Origin of the sequence: Dyadobacter subterraneus (assembly GCF_015221875.1) — a bacterium.
Lineage (GTDB): Bacteria > Bacteroidota > Bacteroidia > Cytophagales > Spirosomataceae > Dyadobacter > Dyadobacter subterraneus.
Window position 1 is genome coordinate 5,138,830 of sequence record NZ_JACYGY010000001.1, and the last position, 17,287, is coordinate 5,156,116.

Genomic DNA, 17,287 nt, shown 5'->3' on the forward strand with positions numbered 1-17,287 from the left:
GTGGTTTGATGCTTTAAGGAAAAGAGGAAAAAAGGTTAGTCGATTAATAAAATGCAAATCCGGGTTTATACCGTTACCTTTGCGTCAAACATAATAAGAAAGAATGCTTTTTATAGGAAAATATAACAACCTCACCATCCTTCGTGATACCAGCGTAGGTTTCTTTTTGGGTGATGTGGAAGGTGAAGAAGTACTGCTTCCCAATAAATACAAAACCGATGACATGCAGATTGATGACGTCATCAAGGTTTTTGTCTATAATGATTCAGAAGATCGTCCGGTTGCTACTACGGAAACACCAAAAATCGTACGTAACCAGTTTGCTAATCTTCGGGTAAAGGATGTTTCTGAACATGGGGCATTTTTGGACTGGGGTTTGGAAAAAGACCTTTTCGTGCCTTTCAGAGAACAAACCACGCCCATGGAAATTGATGAATGGCACGTTGTTTTTTTATATTTAGATCAGAAAACTTCACGCCTGATCGCAACCACCAAGCTCGACAGATATCTTGAAAACGAGCGTTTGCTGGTTAAGGAAGGCGATGAAGTAGATGTGCTTGTCTGGAAAAAAACAGATCTGGGCTACAATGTTGTAGTGAACCAGTTTCATAAGGGATTAATATATGCCAACGAAGTATTCAAGCCACTAAGCATTGGCGACAGCCTGAAAGGTTATATCAAAAAGATCAGAGACGAAAACAGACTGGATATCAGCTTGGAAAAACAGGGATATGCAAATGTTGTCGAACCTACCGGACAGCGTATTCTGGACGATCTGAAAAAGAATAACGGTTACCTGAATTTATCCGACAGCAGTGCTCCGGAAGATATTAACAAACAACTGGGAATCAGTAAAAAAGTCTTCAAAAAAGCAATCGGCGGCCTATACAAACAAGGGCTGATCCGAATCGCGGAAGACGGAATTTATTCGGTAGAAGGAGAATAATTTGTAGGTTACTCAGAGAACCACGGAGAAAAAGGAGAGGGCCACAGAGATTTATAAAAAATTCTCTGTGGCCCTCTCCTTTTTACTCTGTGTACCTCTATGTAACCTTCTACTTTTGACCGTATTTTTCTTTGTATTTGTCGTACAGTCGTTTTTGTTTGTCGTCCAGGTTTACCTTTCCTCCCTTGATAAATACCATGGAAACGGAATTTCCACGCATATCAAGCAAATCTCCACCTGTGACAATTAAAGAAGCCTGTTTACCTTTTTCAAGAGTCCCTACATATTGATCAATGCCCATAATTTCGGCGGCATTTTTTGTGATCAGCTGCAAAGCTTCGTCCGGTTTGATATCACTGAAGCCAGAAGAAGTGCCTGCCAAAAACGCAAGGTTACGTGTTCTCCACCATTCGTCAGAATAACTTATCGCTACTTTCACACCAGCTTTTGTCAAAATTCCAGGAAGTCCGTAAGGAAGATAAACGTCCTCGTCTATTGCATTTGGAAGACGGTGTGATTGGTTTAAAACAACAGGAATATTATTTTCTTTCAAAAACGCAGTGATTTTGTTTGACTGATCTCCGCCCACAATCACGATTTTTTTGATGCCAAATTCCTGAGCAAATTTCACCGATTCAATAATATCCTTTGCATAATCTGCGCGGATATAAAGGTTAGCTTTTCCTGCAAAAAGATCCTTCATCGCATCAAGACGAATGTTCATTGGAGAAGGTTTGCTAATTCCTGCATATCCCTTCGCCTCGGAAAAGGTAGTTCTGAACAAATCGATTGCTTCCTGACGTTTTTCATTCTTTTTCAACGAAATTGAAAAATCTTCATAATTGAAACTGGTGGACAAATACGGAGGCCAGTTAATCCAGATCCCGTCGTCTTTTTTCAAAACCGCATCTTCCCAGTTCCAGCCATCGGTATAGAAAACTGACGAAGATCCCGAAATAATTCCGCCCTGAGGAACCGCCTGAGACAATAAAATCCCCGTATTACGCAAAGTAGGTATAACTTCTGAATCCGTATTGTAAGCTACCAAGGCACGAACATGCGGGTTAATTTCACCAACTTCCGAGTAATCCAGTGTTGCACGTACAGAAGCGATTTCCTGGATACCTACGGTTGTATTCATGGAAATAATGCCGGGAAAAATATGCTTTCCTTTAACATCAATTACCTCAACATTGCTTGTTGTGGCGGAAGTCGCCGGCCCTACCTGCGTAATGATACCTTTATCAAAAGAAATCGCGCCGTTTTCTATCACTTGTCCATTTCCCAAATGGATGGTTGCGCCGGTTAAAACAATCGGTCTGGTTTGCGGTTTCGCCGGAGCCGGATTCTGCGCAAAACCTGAGGTGGCAAGGCAGAAAACAGCTGCAAAATTTAGCAGTACTGAATTCAGCTTTATATATTTTGTTGTTTTCATAAGACAATTTTGAATGAGTAAATGATGGAAGAATTAATCAGAAATCTTTTATTTTCCTTCCTCATGTTCCGCATGAATTCCGATAATATCTTCGCAGTGCCACATACGAGGCATAGTCATTGGCGCCTTTTGTGTTGGCTTGCCATCTGCCTTGTCACTCAGCATTTTCTGAATCAAGCGTTCACGTTCTGCGGCTACTTTTGCCTGTTTTGCGACGTCTTCCTTACGATCAAAATAAACAGCACCTTCAATCATTGTAAATTCAGGGCGTGCATAAATCGACAAAGGATGTGTGCTCCAAAGTACAAGATCAGCATCTTTTCCAGCTTTAATACTACCCAATCTATTATCTACATGCAGAAGTTTCGCTGGATTTAATGTTACCATTTTCCATGCTTCTTCTTCCGGCACGCCACCAAATACAACGGTTTTTGCAGCTTCCTGATTTAATCTTCTGGCCATTTCGGCATCATCGGAGTTAATCGCAACGGTAACACCTTCATGATACATCAAGGCCGCATTGTAAGGAATCGCTTCTTTTACTTCCATTTTGTATGCCCACCAGTCAGCAAAAGTTGATCCGCCAATATTTCGGGTCTTCATTTTGTCGGCCATTTTGTAACCTTCCAAAATGTGTGTGAAAGTATTGATCTTAAATTTCAGCGAATCAGCTACGTGCATCAGCATATTTATTTCCGACTGTACATAAGAGTGACAGGTTATGAAACGCTGGTTGTCAAGAATTTCAGCCAGAGCTTCCAGTTCAAGATCACGACGAGGAACTTCCAGACCTGTTTTTTTCGAAGCGCTGTTATAATCTTTCCATCCTTTCGCATATTCTTTTGCACGCGTGAAATGGTCATAATAAACCTGCTCAACACCCATTCTTGTTTGTGGGAAACGAACACGTGCAACATCTCCCCAGTTGGATTGTTTTACGTTTTCACCCAAAGCGAATTTGATTGTTTTAGCTTCCGGAATCAGCATTTCTGATTGTGTAGCGCCCCATTTCAATTTCACCAAAGCACTTTGTCCGCCTATTGCATTGGCAGAACCATGAAGCAAATGTGAGGTAGTAACACCACCAGCCAGCTGACGGTAAATATTTACATCATCAGGATTGATCACATCACTCATCCGAACTTCGGCAGAACTTGTTTGAGAACCTTCGTTGATGGCAAACAACGCAATGTGCGAATGCTCGTCGATAATCCCGTTTGTTAAATGTTTTCCTGTTCCGTCCACCGTACGCGCACCAGAAGGAGCTGACAATCCTTTTCCAACTTTCGCAATTTTTCCATTTTGGATAATCACGTCAGCATTTTGTAAAACACCGTCTTTTTCATTAGTCCAAACCGTTGCATTTTTCACAAATACGGTTTCAGATTTTGGAAGCTGTTCATTTCCAAATCCAACAAAAGGATATATTACCGGTCCGGTTTCTTTAATTTTTGCAACAGCCGTATCTTTCTTAGCTACTGATTTGTAAGGCTCTGTTAAAGTTGCGCTCCATGTAAGCGGCGAACCATCCGGCATCACACCTTCACCAGCCAAGCCTTTTCCGGCAATCCATCCTGTTAATCTTACAGTTCCCGGCGTTTTCTTTTCAGGTTGATAGGTCAGCGTCAGCAGATCATTGGCAAGCATTACTTTTGGCGTAACTTTTACCGTATCTTTTATCGTGATTTTGTAATCAGGTTTGTCGACAGAACCAGATATTTCAATCTTTCCGGTTGCCGCTTTATTGATCGAAAACGAATAGGTTCCGCGAAGATCAGGCGCATCAATTGGTGCAAGAATAAATTTCTTTCCCTGAATCCAGTTTTCATAAATCACATTATCCTTACTGAACAAATCTTCAGACGTGATCAGGAAATTAGCAAGCATACCCGCTTTCAAACTTCCCACCTGTCCTTCTGCTTTTATCAAACGAGCAGGCGTCGTTGTTAAAGCTTCAAGTGCTTTTTCTTTTGGCAAACCATATTCAATAGCTGAACGGATTTTAGACCAGAAATCAGATTTATTTTTCAAATCAGCAGCTGTAAAAGCAAAAGTAATTCCGCTTTTAGTAAGAACAGAAGCATTAGCAGGAGCCATTTCCCAATGTTTCAACTGCGCGACTGAGATTGCGTCTGCATCCCATGGATCTGTAACGTCATAAGCTGCCGGGAAATCCAATGGTAAAATCAATGTGGCTTTACTTGCTTTTACTTCTTCCAGACGCTGATATTCATCCCCGCCACCTTTGATAATATACTGCGTTCCAAATTCGTCTCCGATCTTGTCGGCACGAAGCAGGCTATACTTATCATTGGTTTCAAAAAATGAGGGCAAAGTTTTTATCTGATTGAAAGCTTCCAGCGAAAGGTTTGTTTCCTTCGCTTTTCCGCCTTTTGCATACCAGTCAGCATCATAATAATTCTGGCGAAGCAATGCTACCGCACCCATTCCGGATGAAGGATAATTTTGGCCAGACGTTCCTTTGCTAAATGAAAAATGAGCTGATGCTTTTCCATTCAAAAGTGCTTTGTTGGCAGATTCGTCGGTAAGCGTTACCACAGCACCACTTCCTCTTACAATCCCGTCGTGCGAATAAGTCAATACGGTTCCAAAACCGATTTTACGTAAATCACCACCTTTTTTGGCATCAGGACTAAAAACCTGGCTTGCATCATTTTCTGGTTGTACAGCCTGATTCCAGCCAAAAGCACCTTTTTTATTTGATTCCAGCTGTGGAGTCTGACGCCCGCGTCCTCTGGCTTCATTTTTCACTTCCGGCATTCCGTAATCAGAATCCAGATCAATTAAAGATGGGTAAATGTATTTTCCTTTAAGGTCGATCACCACAACACCGGATGGAATTTTCACCTGCTTGCTCACTTCCCGGATAATTCCGTTTTCGATGAGCAGGGTACCATTGGGAATTGTTGTTTTGGAATCGACTACAATGTTTGCATTCGTGAATGCGTACCGCCCTGTTCTTTCATCATAAGTACCATTGCGTGGAAAAGTTTCCTGGGCATGGCACAACGAAGTTAAGGTCAGTCCAAACACTAACGTTGATAATTTTTTCATCATAGAAATAGGAGTTTTGGAAAAGAATAACAGTTTATTGATAATAAGGGAATGTTCAGACAATATACAATGAAAACACTAAATATTGGTCTAACAACGATTTAATGTAGTATCTGTACAATCTGTACTTGGAATTTCAATATTGCTTTGTTTTTTTGCATCTCAATAACTTACATTCCTAGAAATGACCTACGATCAATTTAAATCCAGCCTGTCACAAACCGAACCGCCACAAGGTATTTCAGTGATTTTACAAGCACTCTGGTATGATGCAAATAAAGATTGGGAAGCTGCTCACGATATTGCGCAAAGTCAGGAAGGCACAAAAGCTTTTGATCGCCTTCATGCTTATTTACACAGAGTTGAAGGCGATACCTGGAATGCGGGATATTGGTACAGACGTGCAGGAGCTGAGGTTTTTAAAGGTTCTTTGAAAGAAGAATGGGAATTTTTGGTTGAATCTTTATTGTAAAATATAAGGCAAAACTCTTATATATTAAATTTATAAGTAAAAAACCTTATATACCTAGATTATAAGGCAAAAACCTTATATTTGAGTATTATAAGCTTTTTACCTTATATGAAAAAGAAATATCTAGCGGTCATAACTGCAGACATGGTTAATTCAACCCATTTTTCAACAGAACAAACTGGAAAATGGCTGGATGAATTAATTGTGATCATCAACAAAGCTTCATTTAAATGGTTGTTAGCACCTGAAATTTATCGGGGAGATAGCTTTCAGGGCGTATTAGAAAATCCTGCGGATGCTTTAAAAGTTGCAGTTTTATCCCGGACTATTATGAAATCATATTCTCCCAAAAGTGATTTACGGATTGCTATTGGTATAGGAACGATAGACTTAATAACCGACCGGCCCGGAACTTCCGATGGAGAAGCGTTCAGATTATCAGGCCATTTAGCTGATAACATCAGGAAACAAAAAGCAAGAATTGGTATTGCTCTTCCTGAAAATTCGGAACCGCTGAATGCTATTATGGATTTACTGGAAACCTTAATAGAAAACTGGACACCGGCACAAAGCGAAGTTGTTGCTGCACTTATTCAAAATAAGAATATTTCAGAAATTGTTGCCCAACTATCTATCAGTCAGCCGGCAGTAAGTCAACGCATTACTTCAACAAAGTGGTGGGCAATCGAGCATTTTCTTCGTACATTCCCGCAACATCTCGCACTATACACCAAAATGAAATAAGATGATTGAATTTTTGCTGCTATTGCTAGCACATGTGTTAGCCGATTTTTATTGGCAACCCACAGCATGGGTTGTGGATAAAAGGGAAAAATCCTTTCGTTCCAAATATTTGTATGCTCATGTAGGCGTAGTGATCATCACTTCTTATATTTTACTAGGGCATTTCGAAAACCCGGTCCCTGCAATTGCTATCGGTTTGGTTCATGGACTTATCGACATTGTCAAACTTAAATTTGACAAAAACGGAACAACAAACTGGTTTATAGGTGATCAAATTGCGCACCTCCTTACCATTGCTATTACGGCAATTATCCTGACAAGCACTATTCCGGTACAATTTATTCATTTAAAAGAATGGTTTTATAACCAGAAAGTCATCGCAATATTAACCGGAACATTTCTCGTACTTTCACCTGTTTCATTTTTGGTTGGCATGCTAACGAAACCATGGCGTGATGAACTTGACAAGCTTTTGCCTCATGCCGATGATAACCTCGCGAACGCTGGTCGCTGGATAGGAATGTCTGAAAGATTATTAATATTTGTTTTCGTTTTATTAAGTCAATATTCAGCGATTGGATTTTTAATTGCAGCTAAATCACTCTTGCGATATAATGATAAAGCCGTTGCCGGTGAAATTCCTCCAACCTACATCAGCAAGAAATCTGAATACATTCTTGTGGGCACATTAATGAGTTACACTGCCGCAGTGTGTACCGCGTTAGCAGCCAGATTATTTTATTAAATAATTCCTTTCCCGTTAAACCTTCTTCATTTATTCTTCTCTAAGACTGGTATCTAAAACTTTAAAACCAATGAAAAGAGGAATTATCGCCATTATAATGGCATTTGTAAGTTTTACGGCTTTCGCACAGCGCGATATGGCTAAAATGACACCGGAAGCACGTGCTGAAAATCAAACCAAAAATTTGACCGAAACACTTGGACTAAGTGCAGATCAGCAAAAACAAGTGTATGCTTTAAACCTGACCCGCGCTCAGAAAATGGATGAATTGAGAAATTCACAAGACACGGACCGTTCAAAAATGAGAGAATCGATGGAAGCATTCAACACAGAATTGCAAAAAGTGCTGACGCCGGAGCAACAGGAAAAATATAAAACTGCTATGGAAGAACGTCGGAAAAATGGTGGTGCTGGCAGAGGGCCGAGAAATTAAGTAAAGAAAGTTCACCCATAAAACGCCCCAGGATTTTGAATATCAAAATCCTGGGGCGTTTTAAATAAAAAACATAATAATAATTCTACCATTTTTATAAGAATTTTAGAAATTACAGTTAATTTTAGCCACAGTATATTTTTGCATGATACGTTACTATTGAAGCCCCTCTTCAATAACTATTAATATAGCCGGTTCGGCAAGCACTCTCCTACTCAACTTCTATTCAATTCTTGGACCCGTAATAAAAATTCCTTACAGGTATTTATCACACTTATTTTTAATAAAAATTAACCCAGCACCAATTTTTTCCAGATTTATGATAAACAACTACGCAAAAACTTCCCTGTTTTGCCTGCTGCTGTTATTATCGTTATCAGCTGCATCTCAAACTTTCACAGACAGCAATTTGCCCATCGTGCTAATTAATACAGATGGCGGTGCAAGTATTGTAGACGATCCGAAGATTGGTGCCTCAATGAAAATTATTTACAGAGGCGCGGGTCAGCGAAATTATGTTTCGGATCAGACAAATGCTGCCTATCTTAATTATAATGGACGAATTGCTATCGAAATCAGAGGATCCTTTTCTCAAACTGCGCCTAAAAAAGCTTATGGTTTTGAAACAAGAAAAGATGATAACGTTTCAAACCGAAATGTTTCCCTACTTGACATGCCAAGTGAAAACGACTGGATATTAAACGGTCTGGCATTTGACCCTACGCTTTTGCACGATTACATCGCAAATAACCTGTCGCGAAATATTGGCCAGTATGCCACGAGAACTGTTTTCTGCGAAGTTGTCCTCAACGGGGCTTATAACGGAATATATCTTTTGCAGGAAAAAATAAAACAGGACGACAACCGTGTGAATATCACTGAAATGCTGACAACTGATAACGCTTCGCCCAATGTTACCGGCGGATATATTATCAAAGCGGATAAAACAACAGGTGGCGACCCGGTTGCTTTTACAATGAGCAGCAATACACAAACTGTTGAATTCATACATGATACACCAGAACCCGCAGTAATTACAAGTCAGCAAAAAGCTTATATTGAATCGGTTTTCAGAAACCTAGAAACACAATCTTCGGCAAACAACGCTTCAAAAGTTAATGGGTTTCCATCTATTATCGATATTCCTTCTTTTATCGATTATATGCTCATAAACGAGATATCGAGTTGTGTGGATGCATATCAATACAGTACTTATTTCCATCAGGACAGAGGCGGAAAACTCCGCGCCGGCCCGGTTTGGGATTTTAACTTTGCATTCGGATTGGTAAAGGAGGTCGATGGCAGATCCGGAATATCAGAATGGCAGTTTAACAATGGTACCAATGAAGGCCCAAAATTTTTCAAGCAGATCTTCAACAATCCCGATTACCGTTGTTATATAGCCAAACGCTGGAATGAACTTATCCAGCCGGGACAACCACTTAATATCGATTTGCTAGATAGTTGGATTGATTCATTGGCAGCCTTGCTAACGGAAAGTGAAGTGAGAGAAAATCAAAAATGGAATACGATTAATAATTTCCCAAATCAGATTTCATTTTTGAAATCCTTTATACGGGCCAGAAGCACCTGGATTACGGCTAATATTAACTCGTCTTCTACCTGTACATTTCCTGCACCTCCCGGACTTGTCATCAACGAAATTATGTACAATCCGAAGGGTACCGCAGATAATGCAAGTAATGATCTGGAATTTATTGAAATAAAAAACAAGAGCAATTCGTCGGTTGACTTAACCGGAATTTATTTTTCGGGTTTGGGGCTTTCCTACCAATTTCCCGCAAATACCTCTTTGGCAGCCGGTGGTATATTGGTATTAGCCAGTAATTCAGCAAAATTCAATACGGTTTATGCCAAAAGTGCATTTGGCCAGTACACAAGAAATCTGTCTAACAAATCTCAAAAACTTGTTTTATCTGATGCTTTTGGTAATACGATTGACGTTGTTGAATATTTTGACAGTGCTCCCTGGCCCACTTCCGCTGACGGAGGTGGAAAATCCCTGGAACTCAAAGAGCCAAATCTGGATAATAGCCTCGCAAGTAACTGGCAGGCCAGCTCGGCAGATAACGGCTCTCCCGGAGTTAATAATTTCAATCCATTACCAGTTACAATTATTAGTTTTACCGGAACAGCGGAAGCAAAAAATGTAGTGCTTAATTGGGAAGTTACTGCCGAGATCAATGTAGATAAATACGTTGTGGAGCTAAGCAGAAACGGGAAAAACTTCACGGCTATTGGTACTGTAAAAGCTGGTAACATTACAAAATACAGCTTCATCCATACAGAGCCTGCCTCCGGAACTAACTACTATCGTCTTCGCCCGGTTGATATGGATAATAGTTTTGCTTTCAGCAGGATCATCTCTGTTATAGTTGAAAATGGCAATGATATAGTATTTTATCCAAATCCCGCAAGCACGGTATTGACACATCGATATGAAACAAATTTCTATCAATAAAGAGATTACGATGAATCTGATTGACATGAACGGCAGGATAATTTTAAAGAAAAAATTTACGAATGCCGGACAAAATGAATTGATAGATACCTCAAAAATAGGAACGGGTCGTTATGTACTTCAAATAGAATCAGACCAGGGCATTATTCCAAAATTTATTGAGATAATCAGATAGGGATATAAATTAGTTAGCAGTAAAAAAGGAGCAAAACCTATTCGGCTATGCTCCTTTTTACTATAATTGTTACCAAAAACTACAACGCCACTTCAGTCTTAAACTCAGACGTAAAATGGAAATGTATCTTCGGATTATTTTCGCGGTTCATACGAATCATCCAGTCTGACTCAGCAAAGAAAACCGGATTACGGTCTTTGTCAAAAGCGATCTGGTTACCTTTCAAACGGATAAATTCGTCCATCGCAGATTTTTCATCTGCGGTAAGCCAGCAAGCACGTGTGATATTCATCGGAACCCAACGGCATTTTGCACCATATTCATGTTCCAAACGATATTGAATTACATCAAATTGAAGTTCTCCAACCGTTCCTACTACTTTCCTGTTTCCAAGATCAAGATTAAATAACTGCGCTACACCTTCATCGGTAAGCTGCTGAATGCCTTTTTCCAATTGTTTTGATTTCATTGGATCCAGGTTGATCAACTCTTTGAAAATTTCCGGAGAGAAACTGGGAATACCAGCAAAATTAAAATTTTCTCCTTCTGTTAATGTATCCCCAATTTTGAAGTTTCCGGTATCATACAAACCAACCACATCACCCGGGAAACCTTCGTCCATCACACTTTTATCAGAAGCCATGAAAGTAAACGGACTGGCAAAACGCACATCTTTGTTTAATCTTACGTGGTGATAAAACGTTCTTCTCTCAAACTTACCCGAACAAATCCGCAAAAACGCAATACGGTCGCGGTGGCGAGGATCGAGGTTTGCGTGAATTTTAAATATAAAACCGCTGAATTTAGGTTCCGTCGGTTCCACTTCTCTAACGTCTGTCGGACGTGGTTGAGGAAGCGGAGAAATTTCACAGAATGTATCCAGCAATTCTTTTATACCAAAGTTATTGATCGCGCTACCAAAGAAAACCGGTGCAAGTTCTCCTTTTGCATATGCTTCGTTGGAAAACTGATCATAAACGCCTTCCACCAATTCCACATCTTCGGTTAGCTGAATGGCATCTTTTAAGCCAAGAAGTTCTTCCAGCCTATCATCGCCAAGACCAATTTCTACAACGTTACTTTCAATTTTTGTTTTGTTGATTTTAAAGAAATACAATTTCTCTTCAAACAGACTATAAACGCCTTTGAAATCAGCTCCCATATTAATCGGCCAGGTAAGTGGACGTACACGGATTCCTAATTTCGTTTCCAGTTCATCCAGCAATTCGAAAGGATTTTGTCCTTCCCTGTCCAGCTTATTTACGAAAACGATTACCGGTGTATTACGCATCCGGCAAACTTCCATCAGCCTTTCTGTTTGCTCTTCAACACCTTTAACACAGTCGATAACCAGAATTACACTATCCACAGCCGTAAGCGTGCGATAAGTATCTTCTGCAAAATCCTTGTGACCAGGAGTATCCAGAATATTAATCAGCAAATCGCGGTATTCAAAAGTCATTACCGAAGTTGCCACCGAAATACCACGCTGCTTCTCAATTTCCATGAAATCGGAAGTTGCCGTTTTCTTGATTTTATTCGATTTTACCGCACCAGCCGTTTGAATTGCTCCCCCAAAAAGAAGCAATTTCTCAGTTAATGTTGTTTTTCCAGCATCCGGGTGACTGATGATCGCGAATGTGCGTCTTTTCTTAATTTCCTCTATGTTACTCATTATATTATTTTATAACCCGCTGCATTCAGTTTTGGCTGTTTTTTCAACTTTGGAAATAAGCAAAAACGCCTGACAGCAAGCACGAAAGATTCTCTTTTTTGAAAATTTTGCACAAAGATACAAATAAACATAGCCGCCCGTATCCGGAGCGGCTATATTATTCACTGTCAGTCAGCTCAATGTTTATCCTGATTACCGACTTTCATGATTACCTGGGGTAATTCTGGTATTCAGTAGAAAGAATCTTTGTAATCTTCAACAGAAGTCATGATCACTTCAAACGCTTCTTCGCGGCCATAAACATTCGTAATTTCGATATGTGCTTTTTCGCCAGGAAGGTTTTTGTAAGTAAGGAAATAGTGTTTCAAACGCTCAACGATACCTGCTGGCAATTCGCTGATATCTGAATAGGCACCATAAACTTCGTCACCTTTCAATACTGCAATGATTTTATCATCTGCTTCGCCACCATCGATCAAACGAATTCCACCGATTGGTTTTGCCTGACAAGTGATATCACCGTGAGAAATAATTTTTTCACACAAAACGATAATATCCAATGCATCACCATCACCTTCGGTAACGTCTCTGCCTGATCTTTCTCTTGCAAGTTCAGCGATTTTGTCTGCGCAATAAGTTTTTGGAATAAAACCGTAAAGAGCAGGAACGATGTTTGAATATTTTTGTGGACGGTCAATTTTCAAATAGCCCGTTTGTTTGTCAATTTCGTATTTAACAGTATCCGTAGGAACAATTTCAATAAATGCAGTGACAAGTTCTGGTGCATTCTCTCCCATCGGAATTCCATGCCAGGGATGGGCTTTATGTACGTTTGCGTTCATTATAAGGTAATAGGTATATGATCTTATTTAATTATCTAATCTCTTTTTTATTCTCCCGCTTTTTCCGAAATCAGATAATCGCCTGACTTTGATATAGATTGTTTTACAAAAAGCTCTCCAAGAAATCCGGCCAGAAATAATTGTGATCCTACCATGATTGCTACCAGGGCTAGAAAAAACAATGGATTTTCTGTTACATTCCTGTATTGCTCGTGAGAAATGTAAATTTTATAGATTTTCGTCCCAAGAAGCCAGAAAGCAATAAGACTTCCAAGAAAAAACATAAGCGTTCCAAGACTGCCGAATAAATGCATTGGACGCCGTCCAAATTTATTGACGAAAGCAATCGAAAGCAAATCCAGAAAGCCAAAAACAAACCTTTCGAGGCCAAATTTTGTGTATCCGTATTTCCTCGCCTGATGCTGGACCACCTTTTCTCCGATTTTACCAAAACCGTTCCATTTGGCAATAACGGGAATATACCGGTGCATTTCCCCATAAATGGTAACATTTTTAACAACCTCTTTGCGATACGCTTTCAGTCCGCAATTAAAATCATGCAGTTCCACTCCGGAAATTCCGCGCGTAGCAGCATTGAAGATTTTAGTAGGAATTGTCTTCGTGATCGGATCATATCTTTTCTTTTTCCAACCTGAAACAAGATCGTAACGATCTTCCTTGATCATGCGGTAAAGCTCCGGAATTTCATCCGGACTATCCTGTAAATCCGCATCCATAGTGATAATCACATCACCATGAGCAGCCTGAAAACCAGTTTGTAACGCAGCCGTTTTTCCGTAGTTACGAACAAACCGGTGCCCTTTTATATTTGGATTTTTTAACGAAAGATCAACTATAACATCCCAGGAACGGTCCTTGCTCCCATCGTCGATGAACAGAACTTCGTAAGTAAAATTATTTTCATTCATCACGCGCGCAATCCACTCGCTAAGCTCTGGCAAAGACTCTTCTTCATTGAAAAGCGGGACGACAACGGATATCTGAATTGCTGAATTGGTCATGAATCAAGTACTAGGATGTTACCTCACATCCATATTTTGGTGCAAAGTTCGTGTTTTTCCTGATCAAAATTGTAAATAATAGTCTTTCAATAATTTTTCAAACTCCGGATGATAGGTTTTCCCATCCTCTTCGTAGATAAATAAATCAGAGCTAAACGGCATATTATCAGCCATTTCACTAAGTTGAAAACTCATCAGTTTTCTAAAAGGTTTCTTTCCTTTCTGATGATACAAAGTTAGCTCACGACATAAAATCCAATCCGATTTCTCTGCAAGATCGTGAAAAACAAGCCCTTCGTCAACCGGAAGAAGCACGTTCCAGACACCCTTTGGCAGCAATAACCTCTTCACAGCTATCAGTAAATCTTCAAAAGAAAGTGAATCAGCGTGATGAGCAAGATTTATTTTGGCATCCGGTGATTTTAAATCAGATTGAAAAAAAGGTGGATTGGTAATGATACAGTCGAATTTTTCATCAGGTAAAAAATCTTGAATTGCAGTTTTAACAACTGAAATCTGATTATAAAACGGACTTTCCCTAACATTTTCGGTTGCCTGAATAAATGCTTCTTGATCCAATTCAACCGCACTTATTTTCGCGATATTATTACGTTGGGCAACCATTAACGATAACAATCCGGTACCCGCGCCGATATCCAGAATGTTCTTAGCATTTTCAATATCCACCCAGGCACCAAAAACACAGGCATCTGTGCAAACTTTCATTGCACTCTTGTCCTGGTTAATCGTAAACTGTTTGAATTTAAAAAATGAATTTCTGGCCATGAAATGATTTATTTTCTTCCAAAATCTGCCGGATTTTCACCCCAGTATTCTGTTTCCCATTTCAGGATTTTATTCGGATACGTATTACTTGCCAACCAACGCTCTGCTCTTTGAAGCATTTCAAAAACCGGCTTGTTTCTTGGTGTTAATTGCAATTTTGTATTCGCATGTTTCTTTTTGATCCAGCTGATCGCCGTTCTTGAATCAGAATAAATAGGGATTTCGCTATTATTTTTTTGCAGATAAGCCAATCCATGCACAATTGCCAGAAACTCTCCGATATTATTCGTCGCATCTTTGAAAGGACCTTGCAGGAAAATCCGTTCACCTGTTTGCAGGTAAGTTCCCTGATATTCCATATCGCCCGAAGCAGTATTCCAGGCTGCATCAACGGCAATGGCATTTTTTATAGGCTGACCAATATTGGCCGGTGCGATTTTGGCAACAACTTTCGCAGCGTTTTCTTTTTTCTGAACATACTCCCAATAATTCCGCTGAATCGCTGTTTCAGCTTCCTGTATCGAGTCAAAAGATTTATAACGGGCATCTTCAAAACCCTTGATTTGCGCTTCACATTCTTTCCAATCGGTAAACACACCTGTTTGTCTACCTTGCCACACTACATAAAATTTCGTCTTTTTTGCCATTTATGCTAAACTAACTTCTTTCCTCCCAAACCTGGGCCAGGTTTACAATAACCTCCACCGCTTTTTCCATATCCTGAACAGAAACCCATTCCAGACGTGAGTGAAATGCATGTTCACCTGCAAATATATTCGGGCAAGGCAAGCCCATAAATGATAATCTTGATCCATCCGTTCCGCCACGAATACTTCTCGTGATCGGATTTAATCCAGACCGTTTCATTGCTTCCGTGGCATTATCGATTACCTGCGGATATTTCGCAAGGATTTCTTTCATATTGCGGTATTGCTCGGTTACCTTAAATTCGCTTTTTGAATTCGGATAATTCGTCATCACCTGATCCAGAATACTTTTCAGCAAAGCTTCCTTTTCGTGCAAACCGGCTTCGTCAAAATCACGGACAATAAAATCGATAACCACTTTTTCTTGAATTCCTTCAATATGCCCGGGGTGAATAAATCCTTCTTTTCCTTCTGTCGTTTCGGGAGAAAGTGAATCTTTTGGTAGAGCCGCCAGAATTTCACCAGCGATTTTCAATGCGTTTTCAAGTTTTCCGATCGCATATCCAGGATGCGTACTAACACCATGAATTGTGATTTTTACACCATCTGCGGAAAATGTTTCATCTTCCATCGTTCCAACGGCTTCTCCATCTACGGTATAGCCAAAATCCGCTGCAAGTTTCTTTAAATCAACTTTTTCAGTTCCTCTTCCAACTTCTTCATCCGGTGTAAAAAGAATTTTAATCACGCCATGTTTAATTCTGGAATCTGTAACTAAAATTTCAGCCGCAGCCATGATTTCAGCTACACCAGCTTTATTATCTGCACCTAAAAGTGTCGTTCCACTTGCTGTTACAATATCATTTCCGATCTGGTTTTTCAAATCAGGATGCTCGGATAATCGGATTACCTGTTCGTTATCATCCGGCAAAATAATATCAGATCCATTCCATTTCTGATGAACAATTGGCTCTACGTTCGCTCCTGTTACATCCGGAGATGTATCAACGTGCGAGCAAAAACAGATTACCGGGATATTTTCCTTATTTGAATTGGCAGGAATTGTTGCGTAAACGTATCCATGCTCATCCAGATGCGCATCTTCAATCCCTAACTCCTGCAATTCAACAACGAGCTGATTACTCAGATCCCGTTGTTTTTCCGTGCTTGGAAAACTTGTCGACTGCGGATCAGATTGTGTATCAACCTGAACATAGCTAAGAAACCGGTTTAGAACGGAAGACATATTTACTCAAAATTAGAATGAATACTGACTGTTTTTATTCCTTATGAACCAATAATTCCTGACAGATCTGCCGGTGAATAATTGATATTTTTTAGCGTTTTATCATCGGCAGTACGGTAAACAAGGTATTTACCATTGTCTTCTTTGTAATAACATTCTGTACCTTTTGCGTTATAATGCGCAACTGTCGCTTCCGCTTCTTCAACGCTTACGCAAGCTTTTGACATGTTTGAACGCTGTACTTCGTCGAACAATTCTCTGAACTTATTACCTAGTCCAAATTCAAGAACTGCACCCGAAAGTACATATTGAAGATCACAAAGCGCATCAGCAATTTCTACAAGATCTTTTTCAAGTATCGCAACTTCCAGCTCTTTCAACTCCTCAGCCAAAAGTGCAACTCGCAAACGGCTGCGATCTTCCGAAGGAATTGTTGGCGTTTCAAGAATTGGATGTTTGAAAGTTTTATGAAATTCAGCGACCTGGTTAAGACTATCTAATTGTTGCATTGTATTACTTGTATTTAATATAAAATAATTAAAAATCAGCCGGCTACTATAAC

General features: G+C 39.8%; 16 protein-coding genes. 7 read left to right on the forward strand and 9 right to left on the reverse strand.

The features are described from left to right. Positions 1-103: 103 nt before the first annotated feature. Entirely contained in the window at positions 104-946 is an 843-nt protein-coding gene (locus IEE83_RS21545) for a CvfB family protein (protein WP_194122562.1), read from the forward strand. Positions 947-1,055: 109 nt separating this feature from the next. Here IEE83_RS21545 and IEE83_RS21550 read toward each other — a convergent pair whose 3' ends face one another. Both IEE83_RS21550 and IEE83_RS21555 read right to left on the reverse strand, forming a co-directional pair. Next, positions 1,056-2,381, reverse strand: a complete 1,326-nt coding sequence (locus tag IEE83_RS21550) for an amidohydrolase family protein (RefSeq protein WP_194122563.1) — start codon at positions 2,379-2,381, stop codon at positions 1,056-1,058. 48 nt (positions 2,382-2,429) lie between these two features. After that, positions 2,430-5,459 (reverse strand): amidohydrolase family protein, encoded by a 3,030-nt coding sequence (locus tag IEE83_RS21555; protein WP_194122564.1) that lies wholly within the window; start codon positions 5,457-5,459, stop codon positions 2,430-2,432. 181 nt (positions 5,460-5,640) lie between these two features. Here IEE83_RS21555 and IEE83_RS21560 point away from each other — a divergent pair, with 181 nt between their 5' ends. The 6 genes from IEE83_RS21560 (at position 5,641) to IEE83_RS21585 (ending at position 10,507) form a co-directional block, all read left to right on the forward strand. After that, positions 5,641-5,928: a hypothetical protein gene (locus IEE83_RS21560; protein ID WP_194122565.1), complete on the forward strand. Its 288-nt coding sequence runs from the start codon at positions 5,641-5,643 to the stop codon at positions 5,926-5,928. Between the two features lie 144 nt (positions 5,929-6,072). Continuing rightward, complete coding sequence (locus tag IEE83_RS21565; RefSeq protein WP_228101923.1) at positions 6,073-6,672, forward strand: SatD family protein; 600 nt, start codon at positions 6,073-6,075, stop codon at positions 6,670-6,672. 1 nt (position 6,673) lies between these two features. Beyond that, the gene (locus IEE83_RS21570) at positions 6,674-7,417 is read left to right on the forward strand and encodes a DUF3307 domain-containing protein (protein WP_194122567.1); all 744 of its coding nucleotides are present in this window, start codon (positions 6,674-6,676) and stop codon (positions 7,415-7,417) included. A gap of 70 nt (positions 7,418-7,487) precedes the next feature. Continuing rightward, positions 7,488-7,850, forward strand: coding sequence for a DUF4890 domain-containing protein (locus IEE83_RS21575; RefSeq protein WP_194122568.1), 363 nt, complete (start codon positions 7,488-7,490; stop codon positions 7,848-7,850). Between the two features lie 319 nt (positions 7,851-8,169). Beyond that, positions 8,170-10,332, forward strand: a complete 2,163-nt coding sequence (locus tag IEE83_RS21580; protein ID WP_194122569.1) for a CotH kinase family protein — start codon at positions 8,170-8,172, stop codon at positions 10,330-10,332. Then, positions 10,310-10,507, forward strand: coding sequence for a T9SS type A sorting domain-containing protein (locus IEE83_RS21585; RefSeq protein ID WP_194122570.1), 198 nt, complete (start codon positions 10,310-10,312; stop codon positions 10,505-10,507). The genes IEE83_RS21580 and IEE83_RS21585 overlap by 23 nt, the downstream gene beginning before the upstream one ends. 79 nt (positions 10,508-10,586) lie before the next feature. On the opposite strand, the gene IEE83_RS21590 is transcribed toward IEE83_RS21585, so the two are convergent. From IEE83_RS21590 to IEE83_RS21620, 7 genes are all read right to left on the reverse strand, one after another. Continuing rightward, positions 10,587-12,182, reverse strand: coding sequence for a peptide chain release factor 3 (locus IEE83_RS21590; protein ID WP_194122571.1), 1,596 nt, complete (start codon positions 12,180-12,182; stop codon positions 10,587-10,589). 230 nt (positions 12,183-12,412) lie between these two features. Beyond that, entirely contained in the window at positions 12,413-13,024 is a 612-nt protein-coding gene (locus tag IEE83_RS21595) for an inorganic pyrophosphatase (protein WP_194122572.1), read from the reverse strand. Between the two features lie 47 nt (positions 13,025-13,071). Beyond that, positions 13,072-14,046 carry a glycosyltransferase family 2 protein gene (locus IEE83_RS21600; protein WP_194122573.1) on the reverse strand — a complete coding sequence of 325 codons (975 nt, stop codon included), beginning with the start codon at positions 14,044-14,046 and terminating at the stop codon, positions 13,072-13,074. 63 nt (positions 14,047-14,109) lie between these two features. Continuing rightward, a complete protein-coding gene (locus IEE83_RS21605) occupies positions 14,110-14,832 on the reverse strand; it encodes a tRNA1(Val) (adenine(37)-N6)-methyltransferase (protein ID WP_194122574.1) in 723 nt (240 codons plus the stop codon). A gap of 8 nt (positions 14,833-14,840) precedes the next feature. Further along, on the reverse strand, positions 14,841-15,479 hold the full coding sequence (locus tag IEE83_RS21610) for a ribonuclease H1 domain-containing protein (RefSeq protein WP_170982751.1): 639 nt from the start codon (positions 15,477-15,479) through the stop codon (positions 14,841-14,843). A gap of 10 nt (positions 15,480-15,489) precedes the next feature. Next, positions 15,490-16,725: a peptidase T gene (pepT, locus tag IEE83_RS21615; protein ID WP_194122575.1), complete on the reverse strand. Its 1,236-nt coding sequence runs from the start codon at positions 16,723-16,725 to the stop codon at positions 15,490-15,492. 41 nt (positions 16,726-16,766) lie between these two features. Beyond that, entirely contained in the window at positions 16,767-17,234 is a 468-nt protein-coding gene (locus IEE83_RS21620; RefSeq protein WP_194122576.1) for a pyrophosphohydrolase domain-containing protein, read from the reverse strand. Positions 17,235-17,287 lie beyond the last annotated feature (53 nt).

What these genes read in the sequence shown, in the direction of transcription:
- IEE83_RS21555 (WP_194122564.1), bottom strand. Translation starts at nt 5,459, where the DNA reads ATGATGAAAAAATTATCAACGTTAGTGTTTGGACTGACCTTAACTTCG.
- pepT (WP_194122575.1), bottom strand. Translation starts at nt 16,725, where the DNA reads ATGTCTTCCGTTCTAAACCGGTTTCTTAGCTATGTTCAGGTTGATACA.
- IEE83_RS21610 (WP_170982751.1), bottom strand. Translation starts at nt 15,479, where the DNA reads ATGGCAAAAAAGACGAAATTTTATGTAGTGTGGCAAGGTAGACAAACA.
- IEE83_RS21620 (WP_194122576.1), bottom strand. Translation starts at nt 17,234, where the DNA reads ATGCAACAATTAGATAGTCTTAACCAGGTCGCTGAATTTCATAAAACT.
- IEE83_RS21600 (WP_194122573.1), bottom strand. Translation starts at nt 14,046, where the DNA reads ATGACCAATTCAGCAATTCAGATATCCGTTGTCGTCCCGCTTTTCAAT.
- IEE83_RS21595 (WP_194122572.1), bottom strand. Translation starts at nt 13,024, where the DNA reads ATGAACGCAAACGTACATAAAGCCCATCCCTGGCATGGAATTCCGATG.
- IEE83_RS21550 (WP_194122563.1), bottom strand. Translation starts at nt 2,381, where the DNA reads ATGAAAACAACAAAATATATAAAGCTGAATTCAGTACTGCTAAATTTT.
- IEE83_RS21590 (WP_194122571.1), bottom strand. Translation starts at nt 12,182, where the DNA reads ATGAGTAACATAGAGGAAATTAAGAAAAGACGCACATTCGCGATCATC.
- IEE83_RS21605 (WP_194122574.1), bottom strand. Translation starts at nt 14,832, where the DNA reads ATGGCCAGAAATTCATTTTTTAAATTCAAACAGTTTACGATTAACCAG.
- IEE83_RS21565 (WP_228101923.1), top strand. Translation starts at nt 6,073, where the DNA reads ATGGTTAATTCAACCCATTTTTCAACAGAACAAACTGGAAAATGGCTG.
- IEE83_RS21585 (WP_194122570.1), top strand. Translation starts at nt 10,310, where the DNA reads ATGAAACAAATTTCTATCAATAAAGAGATTACGATGAATCTGATTGAC.
- IEE83_RS21545 (WP_194122562.1), top strand. Translation starts at nt 104, where the DNA reads ATGCTTTTTATAGGAAAATATAACAACCTCACCATCCTTCGTGATACC.
- IEE83_RS21560 (WP_194122565.1), top strand. Translation starts at nt 5,641, where the DNA reads ATGACCTACGATCAATTTAAATCCAGCCTGTCACAAACCGAACCGCCA.
- IEE83_RS21580 (WP_194122569.1), top strand. Translation starts at nt 8,170, where the DNA reads ATGATAAACAACTACGCAAAAACTTCCCTGTTTTGCCTGCTGCTGTTA.
- IEE83_RS21570 (WP_194122567.1), top strand. Translation starts at nt 6,674, where the DNA reads ATGATTGAATTTTTGCTGCTATTGCTAGCACATGTGTTAGCCGATTTT.
- IEE83_RS21575 (WP_194122568.1), top strand. Translation starts at nt 7,488, where the DNA reads ATGAAAAGAGGAATTATCGCCATTATAATGGCATTTGTAAGTTTTACG.